General features: G+C 45.4%; 20 protein-coding genes. All 20 read right to left on the bottom strand.

Translation table 11 applies throughout. The features are described from left to right. Position 1: 1 nt before the first annotated feature. The 20 genes from IEW93_RS00485 to IEW93_RS00390 all read right to left on the bottom strand — a co-directional run bounded on the left by IEW93_RS00485 (position 2) and on the right by IEW93_RS00390 (position 20,112). Positions 2 to 595, bottom strand: coding sequence for a DUF3261 domain-containing protein (locus tag IEW93_RS00485; protein WP_223418890.1), 594 nt, complete (start codon positions 593 to 595; stop codon positions 2 to 4). Further along, positions 588 to 1,850 (bottom strand): NAD(P)/FAD-dependent oxidoreductase, encoded by a 1,263-nt coding sequence (locus IEW93_RS00480; protein WP_188735775.1) that lies wholly within the window; start codon positions 1,848 to 1,850, stop codon positions 588 to 590. Before IEW93_RS00480 ends, IEW93_RS00485 begins: the two co-directional genes overlap by 8 nt. Next, positions 1,851 to 4,250, bottom strand: coding sequence for an MMPL family transporter (locus IEW93_RS00475; RefSeq protein WP_188735773.1), 2,400 nt, complete (start codon positions 4,248 to 4,250; stop codon positions 1,851 to 1,853). Continuing rightward, positions 4,250 to 4,984 carry an outer membrane lipoprotein carrier protein LolA gene (locus tag IEW93_RS00470; protein ID WP_188735771.1) on the bottom strand — a complete coding sequence of 245 codons (735 nt, stop codon included), beginning with the start codon at positions 4,982 to 4,984 and terminating at the stop codon, positions 4,250 to 4,252. The genes IEW93_RS00475 and IEW93_RS00470 overlap by 1 nt, the downstream gene beginning before the upstream one ends. After that, entirely contained in the window at positions 4,984 to 5,415 is a 432-nt protein-coding gene (locus IEW93_RS00465) for an acyl-CoA thioesterase (RefSeq protein WP_188735769.1), read from the bottom strand. The genes IEW93_RS00470 and IEW93_RS00465 overlap by 1 nt, the downstream gene beginning before the upstream one ends. Then, complete coding sequence (locus tag IEW93_RS00460; RefSeq protein ID WP_188735767.1) at positions 5,416 to 6,975, bottom strand: HAL/PAL/TAL family ammonia-lyase; 1,560 nt, start codon at positions 6,973 to 6,975, stop codon at positions 5,416 to 5,418. 4 nt (positions 6,976 to 6,979) lie between these two features. Further along, entirely contained in the window at positions 6,980 to 8,722 is a 1,743-nt protein-coding gene (locus tag IEW93_RS00455; protein ID WP_188735765.1) for a glycosyltransferase family 2 protein, read from the bottom strand. Next, a complete protein-coding gene (locus IEW93_RS00450; RefSeq protein WP_188735763.1) occupies positions 8,719 to 9,093 on the bottom strand; it encodes an ApeI family dehydratase in 375 nt (124 codons plus the stop codon). Before IEW93_RS00450 ends, IEW93_RS00455 begins: the two co-directional genes overlap by 4 nt. After that, on the bottom strand, positions 9,086 to 10,453 hold the full coding sequence (locus IEW93_RS00445; protein ID WP_188735761.1) for an AMP-binding protein: 1,368 nt from the start codon (positions 10,451 to 10,453) through the stop codon (positions 9,086 to 9,088). The genes IEW93_RS00450 and IEW93_RS00445 overlap by 8 nt, the downstream gene beginning before the upstream one ends. Further along, the gene (locus IEW93_RS00440; protein ID WP_188735759.1) at positions 10,446 to 10,997 is read right to left on the bottom strand and encodes a COG4648 family protein; all 552 of its coding nucleotides are present in this window, start codon (positions 10,995 to 10,997) and stop codon (positions 10,446 to 10,448) included. The genes IEW93_RS00445 and IEW93_RS00440 overlap by 8 nt, the downstream gene beginning before the upstream one ends. Continuing rightward, entirely contained in the window at positions 10,997 to 11,245 is a 249-nt protein-coding gene (locus IEW93_RS00435) for an acyl carrier protein (RefSeq protein WP_188735757.1), read from the bottom strand. Before IEW93_RS00435 ends, IEW93_RS00440 begins: the two co-directional genes overlap by 1 nt. Before the next feature lie 8 nt (positions 11,246 to 11,253). Further along, positions 11,254 to 11,508: a phosphopantetheine-binding protein gene (locus IEW93_RS00430; protein ID WP_188735754.1), complete on the bottom strand. Its 255-nt coding sequence runs from the start codon at positions 11,506 to 11,508 to the stop codon at positions 11,254 to 11,256. Continuing rightward, the gene (locus tag IEW93_RS00425; protein ID WP_188735753.1) at positions 11,486 to 12,367 is read right to left on the bottom strand and encodes a lysophospholipid acyltransferase family protein; all 882 of its coding nucleotides are present in this window, start codon (positions 12,365 to 12,367) and stop codon (positions 11,486 to 11,488) included. The genes IEW93_RS00430 and IEW93_RS00425 overlap by 23 nt, the downstream gene beginning before the upstream one ends. Further along, the gene (locus tag IEW93_RS00420) at positions 12,360 to 13,091 is read right to left on the bottom strand and encodes a beta-ketoacyl synthase chain length factor (RefSeq protein WP_188735751.1); all 732 of its coding nucleotides are present in this window, start codon (positions 13,089 to 13,091) and stop codon (positions 12,360 to 12,362) included. Before IEW93_RS00420 ends, IEW93_RS00425 begins: the two co-directional genes overlap by 8 nt. A gap of 242 nt (positions 13,092 to 13,333) precedes the next feature. Continuing rightward, complete coding sequence (locus IEW93_RS00415; protein WP_188735749.1) at positions 13,334 to 14,227, bottom strand: DUF3014 domain-containing protein; 894 nt, start codon at positions 14,225 to 14,227, stop codon at positions 13,334 to 13,336. Positions 14,228 to 14,371: 144 nt separating this feature from the next. Further along, on the bottom strand, positions 14,372 to 16,447 hold the full coding sequence (recG, locus tag IEW93_RS00410) for an ATP-dependent DNA helicase RecG (protein ID WP_188735747.1): 2,076 nt from the start codon (positions 16,445 to 16,447) through the stop codon (positions 14,372 to 14,374). Between the two features lie 132 nt (positions 16,448 to 16,579). Next, on the bottom strand, positions 16,580 to 17,179 hold the full coding sequence (locus IEW93_RS00405; protein ID WP_188735746.1) for a response regulator transcription factor: 600 nt from the start codon (positions 17,177 to 17,179) through the stop codon (positions 16,580 to 16,582). Beyond that, positions 17,176 to 18,267, bottom strand: coding sequence for a histidine kinase (locus tag IEW93_RS00400; protein WP_188735743.1), 1,092 nt, complete (start codon positions 18,265 to 18,267; stop codon positions 17,176 to 17,178). The genes IEW93_RS00405 and IEW93_RS00400 overlap by 4 nt, the downstream gene beginning before the upstream one ends. Before the next feature lie 65 nt (positions 18,268 to 18,332). Beyond that, positions 18,333 to 19,013 (bottom strand): tetratricopeptide repeat protein, encoded by a 681-nt coding sequence (locus IEW93_RS00395; protein ID WP_188735741.1) that lies wholly within the window; start codon positions 19,011 to 19,013, stop codon positions 18,333 to 18,335. 169 nt (positions 19,014 to 19,182) lie between these two features. Next, positions 19,183 to 20,112, bottom strand: a complete 930-nt coding sequence (locus IEW93_RS00390) for a calcium/sodium antiporter (RefSeq protein ID WP_188735739.1) — start codon at positions 20,110 to 20,112, stop codon at positions 19,183 to 19,185. Positions 20,113 to 20,179: the final 67 nt, after the last annotated feature.

The following is a 20,179-nucleotide window of genomic DNA, read 5'->3' as shown; positions in this document are numbered from 1 at the left end:
ACTAGAGTGGCGTAATGTTCAACAAAATGTCGGCTGACTTTATGGTAACGCTAATTTTTGCTTGCCACGGGTTGAGCTCACTATAGTTAATAGTGATTTGCTCGCCATCGGCATCGATTAACTGTTTACATAAGGCATTTTCGCAAGGCGTAACCCTTAGCTGAGCGTCAGTGAGGTGCTGATTTATTTGCTCCGTTGGCCAGTAGATAAGCTGCATGATGGCCATGAGATATTCGGCATTAAATGTATCGCCTAACAAGCGACTTTGCTCACTTTGTAAGGTGTCGCCATCGTACACCAGGGTAAACAGTGCCTGGCCTAATGGCGCGAGCCCCACTAAGGTCATGCGTTGTGAGCTGAGTTCTAATTGAGTCATTAACTCATGGTTATCCTGCCCATGGCTCATACTGATCATTTGGCTAAGGCTGATGTCACTTTGGGCACTCAATGCGTTCACTGTAGGCGCAAGACAATATTGAGCCTGACTGGTTATCGCCATACAGCTTTTTCGGGCAAATTGTTGGCTACAACTTGCCAATGCGCACAGCAACAACACTGCGCCAATCACTTTGATAGCACGACTACGTTTAAGCAACGTCTAACTCCCGACATAACTCAACAATGGTATTAAGACGACGCTCTGACTCTTTCACAAACGGGTTTTTAGAGTCCCATGCGTAGCCTGCTAAAATTGAGCAAATCATTTGTTTTACGTTATTACTCGCTTGCTGATAAAAAATCACATCTTGAAAGCGGCCGTCATACCAGGCTTGAACATAGGTCCTAAAGGTATTAACCCCCAGCATTAACGGCTGGGCGTAATCGGCTTGCCAATCGACGGTTTCGCCTTTTAATTGTCTATCAAGGCTTTTGCACGCCATGGCAGCCGATTGCATGGCAATAGTGACCCCAGATGAAAATACCGGGTCAAGAAACTCACCCGCGTTACCCAATAAGGCAAACTTGTTGGTGGCAAGTGTGGTCACATTGGCCGAATAACCCTGGAGCGTTGCACAGGGTTGCACTACCTTGGCATTGGCGAGTAAACGCTTTAAATCAGGCTCCTGCGCAATAATTTCCAGCAGTTGTTGCTCTAGACTCCCTGTTAAATGCGCTAATAAATGCGGCTCGCCGACCACCCCAATAGAGCAGCGGTTATTGCTAAACGGGATAAGCCAATACCAAATGTCTTTATGTTCAGGGTGTACGCTAATTAAGATTTTATTGCGGTCAAATTCGTTATCACTGATGTTGTCTTCAATATGGGTGAAAATCGCGCTGCGTGTCGGTAAACTTGATGGTAGCTCAAGGTTTAATAGCCTTGGCAATACCCGGCCAAAACCACTGGCATCGACAATAAACTTGGCATTGATTTGATAAGGCTGGCCTTGCTCGTTTGTTACTTTTAGGGTCGGTTCGCCACTAATATCGACCGAATCCACCTGATGTCCAAAGCGAATATCGACGCCCTGACTGATGGCTGTGTCAGCCAGTAATTTATCAAATTGGCCACGCTGAACTTGAAACGTGGTACCAGGGCCTGGCGTGAACTTGTCGGTAAAATCGAATGTGGTATAACGGCCTTGATGACGAAATGCCGCGCCATTTTTAAACTGAAATCCAGCCTGATTCACCGCATCTAGCATGCCGGCTTGCTCAATAAATTGCATACAACATGGCAGCAAACTCTCGCCGATAGAAAAACGTGGAAACTGCTGTTTTTCAACGACCACAACCTTATGACCTTGTTGACGCAATAGGCTTGCTGCAATCGCGCCTGACGGGCCAGCACCAATAATGGCGACATCAACGTCCATGTGGCTAACTATGCTTGTTTGACTGCTTAACATTTACAGTGACTTCCTTGTAAAAAATGAGATAAATGGCGCTAATACAAAAGCAAAGCTAATGCCAAATAAAAGCGTCAGGCCGAAAAAATGAATCGCATGGGTTTGGCTCAGTGCCAATAAACCAAAGGCTAATAGGGTTGAGCAGGCCGACATAAAGATGGCCATCATCACGCCACTATTGCTGTGTTTGGCCTCGGCAAAAAATAAGCTGTAATCAATACCAATACCCAGCACTAAAATAAAGGCTAGTGCATGAAATAAGCTAATGCTTGAGCCAACTAAACCTAAACAAGCCAGCGTGAGTAACACCGCAAACGCCGGTACCGCAACAATGGCAAGCGCCAGTTTAATGCCATATTTAACGCTAAAGGCAACACTGGCAAGTGCAAATACCCACAGTAACAGTTGAAAGGTTAGCTGGCGATACTGACCCATTAATGTGGATATGTCGCCGACTTTATCAATCACTTTTACTTGCCCCAAAGCCCAGTTATGGCTGTCGAGTCGCTGGGCTAACGACGGCAGAGAATGAATGCCGCCCAGTAATACAATGGCACCAAATTGTTGAGCGTTGTCATCGCTTGCAACATCGCCAAGCCACAAGGTTTTTAAGTCATCATTGGCGTGCTTAAGCACAGTTTGAGGTGTCAGCCATACAGAATTGGCTTGATTAAGCTCTGCCATTAAATGTGGTTGGATGTCGTTATCTAGGCCCATTTGGTCGATTATGTCTGCCAGGTGCTGTTGGTAGAGCTGCTGTTGTAATTGGTAATGATGTTGCTGGCGCGCAATACTTGGCATAAAGCGACTGAGGCCAACCGCTTGAGCGATTTCATTGTTTGCGATGGCGGCACCTAATACTGGGGTGAGTTGCTCAAGTGTTTGCAGTAAGTCTTGTTCATTAGCGCTACTGACTAAAATAAATTGGTTATCTGTGCCGCCGCTGAGTAATTGCCTCAGCTGGTTTTCTTCTGCCGTTATTGCCTCGGGGCTTTGCTGCAATTGCCGAATATCATCGTTGGCGGTGAGTTGCGATAACCCGAAAAACAGTATGACTAACACAGCAACAGGCAGCAACATGAGTACTGCTTTTTGTACCGTTTTTGTTGGGGTAAATACGCGCTGTAACCCGTTTAAATATGCCTGAGCAAACCCAAGCCCTTGAGTGTGCTTTAATGGGTAATTACCCAAAAGTGGGAACACCAACAGCAAGGTGAGATAGGCACCGATTAAGCCCGCAGCGCAAAATACCGCGACTTGTTGCATCCCCGGAAAAGGCGTAAAACCAATGGCGATAAATGCACTGGCGCTGGTGGCTAATGCGAGCGTTAATGCAGGGAAGATACGTTTGATGGTGTCGCTAGCATTGTCAGTAGGGTGGGCTTGTTTTTCACAATAAAAATGAAAGCTGTAATCAATGGCCACACCAATTAAGCTGGTGCCAAACACCAATGTCAGTAAATGTAACTCACCAAATAGGCTTAGGGTGGCAACAAAAGCAAATACGACGCCTGTGGTTAAGGTCAGTGTTGCAGCCACTAATGGCATTACCGAGCGAAATGCCAACCACACCAGTAATACTATGCCCAGCAGTGAGATTAGGCCGATTTTGCTGATCTCTTGTTTGGCTGACTCGGTTGCGGCGATAGCGTGAAACAGTGCACCCGCTTTGAGAAAACTGATTTGCGGATACTGTTGGTTTACCTGGCTAAATGCACTTTCTAGCGCCAGTATTTGCTGTTGCTGTGCCGTGGGGCTAAACGCGCTGTCGCGGCCTTTGGCCATGACGATAGCGGCCACGCCATTGTCTATGTCGGTAAGTAAAACACCCTGCTGGCGACGAAGTTTGCTATTGGGTGATAGCGCCAACAAGTTTGCTGGAAATAATAACAGCGGGTCGTTCGCTAATAGTTGGCTGTTAGCAAAACCAAAGGCACTGTAAAGTTGGTTTTGCGCTGTCGCTAATAACGCTTGCCAGTTACCTGTTTCTAGCGCGTGTGCTTGCTCCTGGGTCAGTAAGCTAAAACGATGCTCAAAATACACTTTGGCTAACTGTTCTAATTGGTTGTCGGCGCCGCTTCTAATGGCGATAAAAGACTGTTGTGGCTGGCTTTGTAAAGAAGCCATTAACTGCTGAGCAGCATGAATGGCCTGGTTGTCGTTTTCTGCCATCACGGCTATATACACCTGGTTAGCCAGTTTTTTTTCGACGGTTTCTAATGCTGTTTCGGTGAGTTTGTCTTGTTGCAAATGTGGCAACATGGCCAAAATATCAGTTTGGATCTTTGCGCCTTGCTGCCATTGCATCGCGCCACCTAATAACATGGCTAATAGCAATACTAGCCATAGCGCAAAACCGCCTTTGGCTGAAACTATTTTATTTTGCTGGCCGCGAGGCATTATTTGGCTAGCTCACTGTTAAGGTTAAATAATGCTAGTTCGCTGTCACTCAGCGCGCCTTGTTCAGTATCGGTAAATTGTATATAGGTGTAGTCGCTAATATTGGCTTGCTGGCTGCTCATGATGAGTGAACGAATGTGTGTATCACCACTGAGAGTGATGTTACCCATAGCGGCATGTATTTGTGGGTCTTTTGCTTGTAAGCCGAGTTGCCACACTGAGCCTGTTTTTTCTGTTGGCATAAATAAGGCAAAGTCAGTGCTGAGCGCGTTTATGTCGCCGGCCATGATGGCCTGTAATAAGCGTGGCAGTTGCTGCGCGATGGGATTGCCGCTGGTTGCTGCACTGAGTTGTTGCACTTTTCCCTGACTGTTTTGCTGAATTAACTGCTGATCTTTAAGCACCATTAAGCTATTAAAGGGAGTAAGTTGTTGCCAAATCAACCCCTGATTAGGGCTGAAGATAAATCGCCCTTGGCTGAGTAACGGCTTTTTGAGTACAGCTAGATGACGCTGTTGCAGAAACTGTCCGCGGGTATCGGCATGTAAATTCAGTTGCTGAGCTAATGCCTCAAGTGCGGGAGTGCTAGCTGGCTGTTGGTACAAGCTGTTAATTTGTGTCAATTGAGCATCGGTGAGCAAAGCCTGATTAAGTTGAGTATTGGCTTGCGTCGGTGCGCTTAAGCACAGCAAAAGACTAATAAATGTTAGCGGTAGCAACTTAACTGCAAGCATTAGCGTTGGCTCTCATCTAATAGCGGCCTAATTTTTTGCTGAAATACCTCTGGCGTGACAAAGCATAACTCCTGGGTGGCAATCTCTACCGCAGCTTGAATGGTATAGCCTTTGGTAATACGTGCATTGGTTTGAGCATCGATGATTTGATAGTTAATTCGTAACCGGTTTTCCCATTCAACAATGGCGGCAATCACTTTGACTTTTTGATCAAAGGTACTGCTTTTAACATATTTAATTTGCACATCGACAATTGGCCAGGCATAACCAGACTCGAGCATGGTGCGATAGTTATAGCCAAGTTTATCGAGCAGTTGACAGCGCACTACTTCAAAGTAACGCAGGTAATTACCGTGCCAGGTAATGCCCATTGAGTCGACATCGTGAAACGGGATCACCATTTCCATTTCGGTGAGTAACAATCCTTTCATTTAGCACACCTCCCATTGACCGAGTTGAATTTTTTCAACCGTTTGGCGCAGTACAGATTCTAAAGGACGATCTTCAGTGAGCAACTCAAAATCGGTGCTCACTTGTTCAAGGGTTTTAGCCAGCGAAGAGGTCAATGACTGCGGATCTAACTCTTGTTGTAGTACCCGTAGTTTGATCCCCTGACTCATGGCTAACAAGGCCGCTGCTGCCACTTGCTCTGTGAGTTGTAATACGCGCATGCAATCACGCGCGGCAATGGTGCCCATGCTAACTTTGTCTTGATTATGGCACTCAGTTGAGCGAGAAAACACACTGGCAGGCATGGTGTTTTTTAAGGCTTCTGCGGTCCAGGCTGACACGCCAATTTGTACTGCTTTAAAGCCGTGGTTAATGGCGCGGCGCTCACCCGTTGCTCCAGATAGATTGGCGGGTAAACCGTTATTAAATTTCGGGTCCATCACTAATGCCATTTGGCGGTCGATTAAGTCGGCAATATTGGCCACCGCGTTTTTCAGTGCATCCATGGCAAAGGCAATATGCCCACCATAAAAGTGACCACCATGGAGAATGTGTTCGCCCTCAGCATCCACGATCGGGTTATCGTTAGCGCTGTTAAGTTCGGTTTCAATAAACTGGCGCATAAACGGCAGCGCATCTTGCAATACCCCAATAATATGCGGTGCACAGCGTATTGAGTATCGGTCTTGTAAGCGGTCTGAGTTACGCGGATGCGTGTGGTGGTTTAAGTCCTCACGGATCCAGCTGGCGATTTGGTTTTGCCCTGGGTGAGGTTTGGCGGCAAATAAAATATCGTCAAAATGATTGGAGTTACCTTTAAGGGTTAACGAGGCCATTGCCGTGATACGACTCGATAAACGGCTTAAGTATTGCGATCTGTCGTAAGCCAAACATGCCAGTGCTGTCATCACGGCTGTGCCGTTCATTAATGCAAGGCCTTCTTTTGGGCGTAATCTCAGTGGCACTATGCCAAGTTGTAAATACACATCTTTAGTGGCTTGGCGTTTACCTTGATACATCACTTCGCGCTCGCCAACTAACACTGCAGCAAGATAAGACAGTGGCGTTAAATCGCCACTGGCACCCACCGAGCCTTCTTGAGGAATGATAGGCGTGATGTTGTTGTTTAATAGCCATTCAATGCGTTGCAGCAGTTGATAGCTTACGCCAGATTTGCCCACGGCGAGTGAGTTTAGACGGCATGCCATAATGGCGCGTGATTCCATTGGGCTAAAAATATCGCCTAAGCCACAACCATGGAAACGGGTTAAATGCAGTGGCAATTCGTGGACTAAATCTAGGCTGACATTGACGGTGCAAGAGTCGCCATAGCCGGTGGTGACACCATACACTACGCCTTCTTCATGTAATAAACTGTCAATAAAGCGTGCGCCTTTTTGAATATATTCAATGTAATTGGCTGTGTCAGTCAGTTTAACCTTGGCGCCTTTAGCGACCGCAACCACTTGTTCTAGGTTGAGGTACTGCTGACCAAAATGCACTGTGTTATCGAAAGCGTCTGCTGAAGATGTGTGGCTCATGAGATTATCTGTCCTGACTGGGTAATGGGGCTGCACTTGATTGTGAAGGCTGGTTGTTACGGGTAACCAGCTCGTCCTTGCGCCAAAAATCGAAAAAGTTAAACCATTGCATTGGCGCGAGTTGCGCAAAATGGGCTAAACGCTGGCTATATAGACTCATAGCATCGGTTAAGCGAGCATTTCTGCCAGCCCTGGAGCCTTTTAGCGTGTCACTTAAGTGCTCAACATGCACTTGATAACGGCCCTGTTGGCGAATACAAAATAGGGTATAAACTGGGCAATCGAGTAAACTGGCCAAAATAAATGGCCCTTGCGGAAATGCGGCTTCTTGGCCTAAAAAAGGTAAATAGGTCACACGACCTTGACTGCTCGATGAGGTACGATCTGCTGCAATCACCACAATTTCACCTTGTTCAATCTTTTGTTGCAACAGCATCGCAGTGCTAGGGTCGAGTTCATTGACATGGATTAAATTCAGGCTACTTTGCGGGTTAAGTTGTTGCAGTACTTTATTAAAGTTCTCAGCGTGCTGGGTCAGCACCATCACATTCACCTTCACTTTTTGCTGGTGGATGGAGATAGCGCGGCACAATTCCATATTACCTAAATGCGACACTATCAATACTGCGCCGCGTCCACTAGCTACTTGTTCTGCCAGAATATGCCGGTCGTTAAAGTCGACTTGAGATAGGTTAATTCTGTCACACCAGGCGTCGATTCTGTCGAGGGCGGCATTACCAAACGTAAAAAAGTGCTTAAGGCTATCACGCCAATTAACTGGGTTATTGAGGTCTGGGTGATTAGGCTGTTGCTGTTGTACCCGCTGCAAAAAACCGAGCGAGGCATCGCGGGCGGTTTTACCAGTAAGGAAAAAATAACAAATCACCGGATACATGACTGCGCGGCACAACCAATGACCGCCAAAGCGATAGCATTGGGCTAAAAATTTAATCCCCCAAAAGCTGCCACGTTCACTTATGGCTGACCAATGCTGGGTTGTTTGTAATGATTGAGCGGTTTGATTTTGCTTAGTAATAATGCGTGGCAAACGAGCTAACATGCCAAAAAATAACTTGGTATGCATCCAACTAATACGCACATTGTCTTTTACGCCTTGAAAATGACTGATGCCATCTTCTGGGTAAATTACTTTGGTTGGCACATGCACCACGGGTGTGCCTTGCCAGTGCAGTTTAACCATGACTTCAATGTCAAAATCCATTCGCTCACCCAACGCCTGTTGGCTAAATAGCTGTTCAGTTGCGGCAAGCGGATACACCCTAAAACCGCACATAGAATCTTGAATATCAAAGCTTAAGGTTTCTATCCACACCCAAAAATGGGTAATGTAACGGCCATATAATCGTCCTTTGGGCACCGACTCATCATATTGTGGTTGGCCTGATATCAAAGCTGCAGGGTGCTGCTCGCTGGTGGAGAGCATTAAGGGAATGTCGGCTAAATTATGCTGGCCGTCGGCATCAACTTGCAGGGCATGGCTAAAACCATCACGGTAAGCTTGGCGGAGGCCGCTCATAACCGCCGCACCTTTACCGCGATTATAAGGATGTTGAATTAACGTGACCCAGTTAAACTTATCGGCTAGCCCTTGCAGCACGTAACGGGTTTGATCGTCACTGCCGTCGTCGACCAAATAACAGGGTAATTGGTACTGGGCCAAATCGGTTAAGGTTTTTTCTATCGCGATATGGTGATTGTAATTAGGGATCACTAACGCCAGCTTCATGAGACACGCTCGTCATGCTTTGTGCCATTGAGCACTATGCGTCCAGACGCAAAGCGTTTGTCACCATCGCTGTAGCTAAATATTAACTTTGACTTTTGTGGCTGATGTTCAATGACTAAATCGACATAGGTATTAGGCAAAATGAGTTGCTGAAATTTAAGTACCTCAAGCGTGGCGACATTGGCACGATAACCAAAAGCATCGCACCCTAGCTTTACAGCCCAATCTAATTGCGTTACACCCGGTAGTACGGCTTGCTCAGGAAAGTGGCCATCAAAAAATGCCAAATTGTCACTAATGAATAAGCGCCAATGGCATCTCTCGCCCGCGACGTGCTGATTAATTATTTGCGGTAATACTGATTTAATCATGAATAAATAATGCTGCTATATCGGCTGGCGTGCGTTTGCCCTGGCTGTTAAGCGGCAAGGTTTTTGGGTAGCGCCAACGTTTAGGTAACGTGATGCGTTCAAACTGGCTGAGTAAGTGATTTTTAAGCGCGGTGTTAATTGCTAACTTACCTTCGTTTTTGAGGGTTTGTCTGCCTAATTCATTTAAGCATACAGCCGCGCCGAGCATGGTGCGTGGTTGCTCTAATACCGTGACGGCAGCTTCGCTGACAAACGGGTGTGTTTGTAACAAATGCTCTAACTGTGCCAGTGATAAGCGTTTTTCTTCTATTTTTACAATGCGATCTAAGCGGTGCAGTAAACGAAATTGACCATGTTCAACGAGTTCAATTTTATCATCACACTTTACCCAGGCTTCGGGATCTTCTAAGTAAACCGACTGCAATAACAAGGCTCCGTCGCTTGGGTCCATATCAACGCTAACACGTTCAAAGGGTTGCCAGGTTTGCATGGGGTGAAGTTGACGGCGGTAGGCGATACCGCCAGTTTCGGTACTGCCAAATATTTCTATGGGTAATTGCTTAAAGCACTGTTTTACCGCCTGTGCCGACTCAAAATTTAATGGCCCACCTGAGCTAAAAATCAAGCTCGGAATGCGTTGTTGCGCCTGGTTATCAAGCGCGTCTGGTAAGCGGGTTAGCTGCGCTGGACTGCTAATTAAACACAGATTGGGCATGATGGCGAGGTAATAGCTTAGGGTTTCTGGAAAGTCGATTTGTTCGCTTAAAAAAGCACGACTTGCCGCTAATGGCCATAAAATTTTAAACAACAATCCATAAATATGTTGATGCGATACCGTTGATACCACAGAGCAATGTGGCAGGTGTTGGGCAAAAGTGTGCTCTAAAATACTGACTTCTGCATCCAATTGGGCAAGGGTTTTGGTTATGGCTTTGGGTTGGCCGCTACTGCCAGAAGTAAATAAAATCAGTTCACCTAAGGTCGAGGCTTGTGGCCAGGTTGCAGCGGGAAGACTGAGCTCTTTTTTGAGGGCAACGTATTCGCGGACTTCGCATAATGGCTTATCGGCAATAATGGCATCAAACTCGTGGTTTAGCTCGCTTAATGTGCCGTGCTGGGTATTGGCTGGCAGTATGACTTGCTTACCCGCGAGCAGTGCTGCGCATAAACCCGCGGCAAATAAATCACTCTTTTTCGCTGCCAGTAACCAACGCTTAGCATCGCTTTGGCTAAGCTGTTTGTGCAAGTGCGTGACGTGAGCGCAAAATAGCGAGCCTGTCATGATGTCATGATGGTCAAAGCTAATCAGCTGCTGAGCAGTGGGGCCATTAGTAAGCCAGTTAAGCAAAAGTTTAGTCATGTTTTTTCAGCCAAAACCTGCGATAAGTCCATTCACCACTGAGTAGCATACCTATGAGCACATAAGCTATCAGTCCGTTGTAAAGCGTCCACATTTCAATTGTGGTGGCTACTGCTGTGTAGGCTGCCATGGCACCATTGACAACAAATAGCCCGCACCATAATTGGGTAATGGTGCGTAAATATGGTGTTGCTGAGCCTGGTAAATCAGGCTCTTTTATACGTGCTAAGCGCTCAATCATACTGGGGCCATGAATGAGAGAATAACCAAATAAACTCAATAAGCTGAGGTTGATGACCACCGGATAATACAGTAGCCAGTCATTACGCTTAGCAATAAAACTTGCCCCAGTTAACCCTATCCCAACAATGAGCGGCAATACCATTGCCCGCACTTGTTGCTTGGTTACTATCATTCGTGTGAGCAATAACGCGCACAGTAATAAGGCTATGTAACCTGGGGGTAAATACTGTAAACCAAAATACACAGCTAATGGGTAAGCAACAATCACTAACGTGGTAATGATTTGCAACAGTAACCGCATTAGCTTTGCATTAATCCTTCAACGGCATTCACCACGTCATTCACGGTTCTAACGGTTTTAAATTCTTCTGGCTGAATTTTTTTGCCCGTGAGTTGTTGCAACTTAATCACAAGATCCACCGCATCGATGCTGTCTAAATCTAACTCTTCATACAATGAGGCGTCTAAGCTGATGTCTGCTGGGTCAATTTCAAACTCATCCACTAAAATGGTGCTGAGCATGGCAAAAATTTGTTCACGGCTTTGCATGCTGGCTCCTAAACGCGTTGTGATTCAATAAAGCTAGCTAGGCTAGCCACACTGAAAAAGTGTGCTTTAGTTGCGTCTGAATTGGCTTCAATTTTGACGTCGAATTCTTTTTTTACCGCTAAACCCAGCTCTAGCGCATCAATTGAATCTAAACCTAGGCCTTCGCCAAATAGCGCGGCATCAGTATCTATGTCGTCAATGGTGACATCTTCTAGGTCTAAGCTGTCGATAATCAGCTGTTTAATTTGGTTGTGTAAGTTCATTTTTTTGTTTCTTATCAGTATGGCTATCAATGGTGGTTGATAGGGTGTTTAAATAAAACTGTTGCAAATCTCGGGTGAGTTTCCGAGCCATTTTTGCTTCGTTACCTTGGGTAATCTCATTGTCATGTTGCAGTACACTGTCGGCGACTTCAACCGACATATTGATGGTTTGTCTTGGTATTTGAAACCAAGACTCTTGTTTGGTTAAGCCTGGAACATCAGTGCGAAGTACAACGGGTAAAATATTACTTTGAGTACGTATCGCAATATTGGCCGCACCGCGCGCAAATTGATTGATTACGTTGCCAACCAGTGTGCGGGTACCTTCAGGAAAAATCACTAAATTTGTGTCGCGATTTAATACTTGCTTACAATCTTGTAGCAGTAAATTTGCGCTGCGATTAGGGATATAACCTACGCTAGAGAGCACGCCGCGAATAAACGGATTGTGCCATAAAGCTTGTTTAACAATGCAACCCGCATTTGGCATAAGGCTAATCAGTACGACTACATCCACCAAGGTGGGGTGGTTGGCTATTACAATGTTACCCCGAGCTTGTTGTAATACATGCAGATTGTGAGTGCTCACTTTAATGATGCCAACCGCGGTTAACATGGTAACAAAACCTTTAAACATTAGACTCACGGTACGTTGCACTCGCGCTATACGTGCCTGCTTGGACCCTGGCCAATAACGTAATACTGGCAGGATGGTTAATGAGCTGAGCAACCCACCAAGGCCAAAGACCATATAACACATGACCCCGCCAAACCATCTTGGGGCATACCTCAGCCCAGTCAGTTTTGGGGCAAGGCCCTGTTGAGATGTAAAAGGAGCTGACTGCGAAGAATTAGTCATGATGTTCAACAGACCAATACCAATGACATAAACACCCTTGGATGTTTTTACCTGTGGCAATATGGTGAATTAATTGGCTAAAACTGATGTTATCTTGATTTTGCCCTGTGACTGGGCGTTCAGATAAGCCTAGGGTAATACTGGCATTGGTAACGCTATTGGCGGGTGCTAGATACAAACCTAGGGCAATAGGCAGTTCAACTTCGTGGGTAAATTCACTGTAGACCGGCGGGACAGGGTCATCGCCAAACACCAATAATAATGGGCTGGGGTTTTGTGTCAGTTGAGCGTAGGCTTCAATCAGTGCCTGAGGTAGGGTTTGTTCACCTGCAGCAATCGATGTCGATGCGGCTGTGTTTTGAGTAACAATACCGAAGATACCGCTGGCAGTATTATGTACCGACTGACTAAACGCCATTGGGGACAGTGGTTGTTTTTGTACTATGTCTTCTAGCAAACCTAGGGTACGGGTTAACTCACCATGACGAGAGGAAAAAATACTGCGAGTGTGTGGCGCAACCTGACATTGGTGCGCTGCCGTTAACATCATTTTAGTTAAGCGGCTAAATCGGCGGCGTTGCATGGCAGGAATATGTGATAGAGCTGGGGTTGCTTGGCTAGCAGACACACTTGTATTTGGCTGTTGCCAATGTTGCCAGCTTTCACTGGTTTGAAAGTTTGGAGACCACGCGCCCCATGAGAGAAGTTGAAATGTTAAGTGCACTACTTTGCCTCTATAACTGCCTAGCTATCCTTATCTAAGTGTTAATAAATAATCATGCATTTGCTGAGTATTCGTTAACGGCGACAATTGTACACCTAACAGAGGCGGTTTAAGAAGTCACGTAGAAGAAAAATCGTTTTTTAGATTATTTGTTAAACAAGGTGTGCACAAAACAGGAAAAAAATAGCGCGGCTGGTTAAGTCGCGCTATCTAAGCTATTTAAAACAATAGGCATAGCATGATTATTGTGCTGGGAAACTCGCCTGTAGTTTTTTGACTGCGGCTTTAATCTTACGCGTGTTTTCAGGGCCCATACGGATCAATAATTTTTGCGCGTTAGGTAATGCTTCTAAATTTGGATCAGCAAAGTGGTAGTTTACTGTTACTGAAGACAGTTCGATAGGATCTTCAATAATGGGGGCGTTTTCGACCATAGTAAACATAGCTTGCATACGATTATCGAAATCAATATCACTGTACCCAAGCTCTGCAAATGCCTCGGCAAATAACGGTTTTAGCTCAGTGTAGGTTGCGACTAAATCTTTTTCATTTAAGCCAGCAACAAAATCAGCATACAAATCGTAACGATGGTAGCTGTCAGGATTTAAGAAGATTTTGTTGGTAATTTCGCTCACTGAAAACTCAGTTTCTGGCCCTTTTAATGGGCTAGCTTTACGCACTAATTCGCCTTGCGCTAGGTTGTCGACAAATACGACAAATTGACGGGCAATGTCTTTTTTCAAAATCATTGGCGCAATTTTCATCCCATTAGCGATGGCTAAGGTTTTATTTTCAATAAAGTCGTCTGATTCTGCTAGCGCAGGTAATGGTTCAGCGGCAATGGTTTCATCATTTGATTCAGGCTCACCCGTAGGAACCACATCATCATCAACAGCTGCAACGATTTGTTGCGGCTCTTCAATCGGTGCTTGTTCAATCGGTGTTTCGGGTAATGTTTCAGGTAACTCAACCGGTGTCATGACAACGGGATCTAACTCTTCGGTGTTGTCGTTAGTAAAGTAAAAATAGCTACTTGCAGCAAGTAACGCGATAACTGCGATAGCAATAAAGGCTATATTGGTACCAGACTTTTCATCTGCTTGTGGTGTAATTCTATCTTCTTCATTAACTTGCATTTCAAATCCTTGGCATGTGTGCTATCGATATAGGTATCTAAATGGAATCGAAAAATACTGCGTAATATCATTTTGCAATATTCAACGGACTTGTCTAGTGGTAACTGGTGATAAACCGCATTAATTCAATTTTAGCGCAAACTTTTAAGCTTGAACGTACTGTTGGCGGTCTCCTAACCATCGCTCAATGATGGCATCGATATTTTGCGGCACCAGTTGGTTAATATGCACAGCTAATTTTTGAGTGGGGGCAATAAGGTGCTGATCGCGAATTAAGTCGGCAATTTTAAGGTCGGCTAAGCCAGTTTGTTTTGTGCCCAGTACTTCACCGGGGCCCCTGATCTCAAGATCTTTTTGCGCAATCACAAAGCCATCGTTGCTGTCTCTTAATACTCCTAGGCGTTTGGTAGCCGTTTGCGATAACGGCGCTTTGTAAAGCAGCACACAATGACTGGCTACTGCGCCACGACCAACACGACCTCGAAGTTGATGTAATTGCGCTAGCCCAAGCCGCTCAGGATTTTCAATAATCATTAAACTGGCATTAGGCACATCTACGCCGACTTCTATGACGGTAGTCGCCACCAATAGGTTCAACTCACCTGACTTAAACTGCGCCATGATGGCTTGTTTTTCAGCGCTTTTCATCCTGCCATGCACTAAACCTACTTTTAACTCGGGCAGTGCAGCGCTCAGTTCTGCCGCGGTGTCTTCTGCGGCTTGGCATTCTAAGACTTCAGATTCTTCAATTAAGGTGCATACCCAATAAGCTTGGCGGTTATCGTTAATGGCGGCATGTCTGACACGTTCAATGATCTGTTGCCGGCGAGTATCGGCAATCGCCACCGTTGTTACAGGTGTGCGCCCTGGTGGCAGCTCATCAATAATGGAGGTATCCAGATCGGCATAGGCGGTCATGGCGAGCGTGCGCGGTATTGGCGTTGCGGTCATAATCAGCTGATGAGGGTGAAAGCCTTGGCTAATGCCTTTTTCTCGAAGGCCTAAGCGTTGATGCACCCCAAAGCGGTGCTGCTCATCAATAATGATTAATGCCAGTTTATTAAACACAACGGCTTGTTGAAAAATAGCATGGGTGCCAATCACCATTTGTGCTGCACCGCTGGCGATGTCTTCAAGTGATTGAGCCCTGGCTTTGCCTTTCAGCTTGCCAGCTAACCAGCCGACTTTAATGCCTAAAGGCTCAAACCAGGCGGCAAAGTTCGCCGCGTGTTGTTCGGCTAATAATTCGGTGGGAGCCATCATTGCCACTTGGTAGCCATTTTCTATTGCTTGCAGAGCGGCAAGTGCCGCCACTAAGGTTTTACCTGAACCCACATCCCCCTGCACAAGGCGCATCATGGGGGTAGGGTGTTGTAAATCCTGGTTGATTTCTGCGACCACGCGTTGTTGTGCCCCAGTTGGCGAAAAGGGCAGTTGAGTCAAAAATGGTTGTAATAACTGCCCTGTAGCGGCCATGGCGACTGCCGCGTCTTGATTACTTCGCTGGCGTAGTTGCAACATGCTGAGGTTATGGGCCAGTAGCTCTTCTTGTATTAAGCGTTGCTGAGCAGGATGTTGTCCTTGCTCTAATTCATAAGGCGATACTGAGCTAGATGGGCGGTGCAGGGTATGCAGCGCATCGCGCAGGCTAATGTTATTGGGCTGCAAATTGGCTGGGAGTAATTCAGGTAATCCGCCTTGGTCTAGCATAGCCAATGCTTGCTCAGTTAGACGTATCCAACTGGCTTGTTTTAAGCCTTCTGTTGTTGGGTAAATTGGCGTTAGTGTGTCACTTAAGTTGACGGTTTCACCTGGGTGGATGATTTGATATTCAGGGTGAACGATTTCTTTATGATGGTTGCCGCGCCTTATCTCTCCATATGCTCTGATAATCGCACCGTTTTCCATGGCATTTCGTTGCGCCATTGAAAAATTAAAAAAGCGCAAGCTCATTACGCCGCTGTGATCGCGGACATGGCACACTAACATGCGCTTACGGCCTTGCATGATTTGTGTTGATTGAATTTCTGCTTCTATGGTGCCGTAACTGGCTGGAGGTAATGCGGCAATAGGGTAGATTTGCGTTCGGTCTTCGTAGCGCAGCGGTAAGTGAAACAACACATCTTGTACTGTTTTTATACCGAGCTTAGCTAGCTTTTCAGCGACCTTTTTGGCAACGCCTTGAAGGTCTGTGATTGGAACGCGATCCAGTTGTAGCAAATTGCGTGCACCTAAAATTGATAAGTAAAAATAGCAGTGATATCAATTGGCCCCAGCCGATCACTGTAATTATATACAGATATTTAGGTTATCTTAGCAGAGTTTGCTCACAAGGCAATATGTTAACCATGATTACAACCACCCCTTTTGCTTAGCGATCCTTGCAGCATCGATTCGATTACTGGCGTTAAGTTTGCTGATGGCTTCAGATAAATAGTTACGTACAGTACCTTCGGCAATAAACAATTTGCTGGCAATATCAGCCGTAGACAGCCCTTCACTTGCAAGGCGAAGCGCTCGACGCTCTTTATCGTTAAGCGGATCAAGTTCACCTATTGCGCTAAACGCCAGTTCAGGATCAATGACGCGTTTACCAGCCATTACTTGTTTTATGGTGCTGATAAGCTCATCTGAGGGGGCATCTTTTAATAAAAAACCACTGACACCGTATTCTAATGCTCGCTTTATATAACCAGCTCTGCCAAAGGTTGTAAGGATAATCACTTTTGTTGAGCAATTTTGTTGCTGCAGCCATTGGCTGAGTTCTAAACCTGACTTTCCGGGCATTTCTATGTCGGTTAATAATAAATCGTAGTGCTGAGATTTAAGCATGGCGAGGGCTTTATCACCGTCTTCGACCTCAGTGATATTGATGTTATCTACGGCCAATGTGAGTAGAGCTGCAAGCGCTCCACGGACCATGGCTTGATCTTCTGCTAATAAAATATTCATTGTGTCTCTGTTACTGGCAAAGTAATGGTAACCGTAAAGTGGGGGCCTAATTGATACTGCACTTGGGCATCTAATAACGCTGCTCGTTCTGTTATTCCGTTTAGTCCGTTACCTTTGATGAGGGTATCAACGGCACTGTTTTCGATATAGCTGACTACCATGCTTTGCGGTGTAGATTGAAAAGCAATAGTGCATTGGTCTGCTTTGCTGTGCTTAACGGTATTGTTAACTAATTCGGTTAGCATCAAACACAATTGTGATTCTGTGAGGTTGTTTAACGTTGGCCACTGGCCTTCAATATTAACCTCAATGGATTTATCTCTCAGGGTTTGTGATAGCGTATTTAGGGTTTGGCTTAGGCCTTGATGTTTGTAGTTGGTGACGGTTTGTCTAATTTGGCTTAAGCAGTCGCGGGTTATTTGGCTCACTTGGTTGATTTGTTGTTGGGCCATATCAGTTTTACCTGCGCTTATGAGTTTATCAGCGAGTTCTGTTTTAAGTGCGATAGAGGCTAAATGATGACCCATAACGTCGTGTAAATCACGGGCTATGCGTTCGCGCTCAAGTGCTGTGGCGAGGTGAGATATTTCATCTTTAGACTGTTTTTGTTGGCGCTTAATGCGTTGACGATTTTGCTCAACAATCCCAAAAACACCCACACCTAGGCATATCCCCATCCCGTAAAAAGTAAAAAAGTAACCAGAATACCCCACGATAATATTGATAGCTAATAGCAGCAAACTGATACCTATATAGCTTAATATCGCGGTGCGCAATGAGTAGAAAAAACCGATAAAGAAACAACAAAAACTGAATAAAGACATGGCGCCGCTTGTGAGAAACCCCGACGCGATGGCAATGGTGAGCATTAATAGAATAGGTTTGAATGCGTGCTCTTTTGTACTGCTATATGCCCAAAAGTAGCCAACAACAAAAGGGATAAGCAGTGCAATAGCAAAAAATATTTTTAGCCACTGTTCATCCATAAAGTACAGTGGAATAAAGTAAAACCCAAGGTTTAATAAGTAAACCCAAGCTATTTTTTGTTCGTAGCTTTTTTCTTTTTTTATGGGTAAGCAAGTTGTCATTGTGCCTCCTAGCGCAGTTAATCATAGAGTAACTGCGCGTTAACTCAAGCCAAATACGTAAGGCATTACTGCGTTACAGCTTGTTGGCTTAATAGATATTTAGCCCAGCCGTATTGTGGATCGATATCGATTGCATGTTGCCAATCTTGTAGTGCCCCACTTATGTCCCCTTGTTCTTGCTTTGCTAAGCCGCGCCATGTGTAGGCTTCTGCATGACCCCAACAAATGGTGTCGCAAGGTAGGTCGTAAAGTGTAATTGCCTGGCTTGCTAAGTTTTGTGCCTTTTCTAGTCCGCCGCCAAATACGCTCGGAGTGTAAAAGGCATTGATTGCTTTGACTAAGCTCACTCTTGGGTTGTTGGGCTCTAACGCTGTGGCTTGCTGCAATAGTGTGGCAGTTTTCATACCGTACTCAGTTCCTTTGCTGTTATCTAACGCGATTTGCATGCCATATACCGCAGCCAGTAATGCTTGTGAGTCAGCGGTTGTTTGTGCGTCGAGTAAGTTTTCTAAGGCTTTTTGCGCTTCGTTTAACGAATCCCCAGCCTGCTTACGTTGGCCACTAATGTTCGCTGTGATGGCTAATCGATAGAACGCGTAGGCCTGTTCATAGTCGCTGGTGTTTTGGCTATATTGCGCGAGTTGATTCATGTTCATGGTGTTAGCTGCGGCATCAATCTCCTTGATATCGGCAAGGCTGTGGTGGCTAACTAAACTAAGGCTGGTAATTAATAGTAGTGTTTTCATGGTGCTCTCCTTGGTTGTCCCTGATATGTGGGAGTCAGGTTAGTATGGAGAAACACAGATTTGATTGTCAGGCACAAAGGTCATCAATAAAGGGTGACAAATGTCATTTTGTAGCCAAAAAAGCCAACATTGTTGTTGGCCTTATTGGGTTCGCTCAATATTTGATGGATTAAACCACTTGCATAACTAGGTAGCTGGTATAGCCAATATATCCCGCGAGTAATACACCACCTTCACGTCGGCCAATACGTAAACCACTCCAAGCAAATGGCAAAACCATAATGGCAAAAATTAGCATGGCAATAAAATCAATCTCGTTAAAACCTGCACCCGAAACAGGATGAATAAGTGCAGTGGCACCGAGTATGCCTAAAATATTAAAGATGTTTGAGCCAACAACGTTACCAATGGCGATGTCGCTTTGACCTTTTAACGCAGCCATCACCGAGGTGACCAGCTCAGGCATACTTGTGCCAATTGCCACAATCGTTAAGCCGATAATCACTTCGCTAATACCAAATTGTTTAGCTAAATCAACTGCTCCATCAACAAACAAAATACCGCCACCCACTAACATGGCAATACCTACTGCAATCAGTAGTATTGAAATTAGCGGGTTTTGTGGCGTGGCATCAATGTCTAACTCTTCAGGGCTGTTTTTTGAGCTAACATAACTAAAGCCCAAGTAACCGATGAGTAGGCTAAATAAAATAGCACCATCAATAAAACTGACATCGCCATCAAGTAATAAAAACCACACCAAAATCGATGCAGCGATCATGATAGGAATATCGCGTTTAACCATTTGTGATTGCACGGTAATCGGGCGGATAAGTGCGGTTATGGCTAAAATAAGCCCGATGTTAACGATGTTAGACCCCACTACGTTGCCCAGTGCAATACCGGGATTACCTGCAAGCGCTGATTTAACGCTTACTGCGAGTTCTGGCGCACTTGTACCAAATGCAACAATGGTTAACCCTATGATGAGCGGGGCAATCCCTAAACGAAGTGCCACAGCGCTTGCTCCGCGCACTAACGCTTCTGCTCCAAAGGTTAAAATAATAAAACCGCCAATAATCGATAACGCAATGAACATGTTTTTCTGCCTTGTGAAGTCAAGCGGTACCACATTAGTACAGCCTAATTAAGTGCGGCTATAATGA

It is taken from the genome of Shewanella inventionis, assembly GCF_014641855.1.
In the GTDB taxonomy this organism is placed as follows: domain Bacteria; phylum Pseudomonadota; class Gammaproteobacteria; order Enterobacterales; family Shewanellaceae; genus Shewanella; species Shewanella inventionis.
Note: the sequence above shows the minus strand (reverse complement) of the source record. Positions and strands in the feature narration are given on the sequence as shown.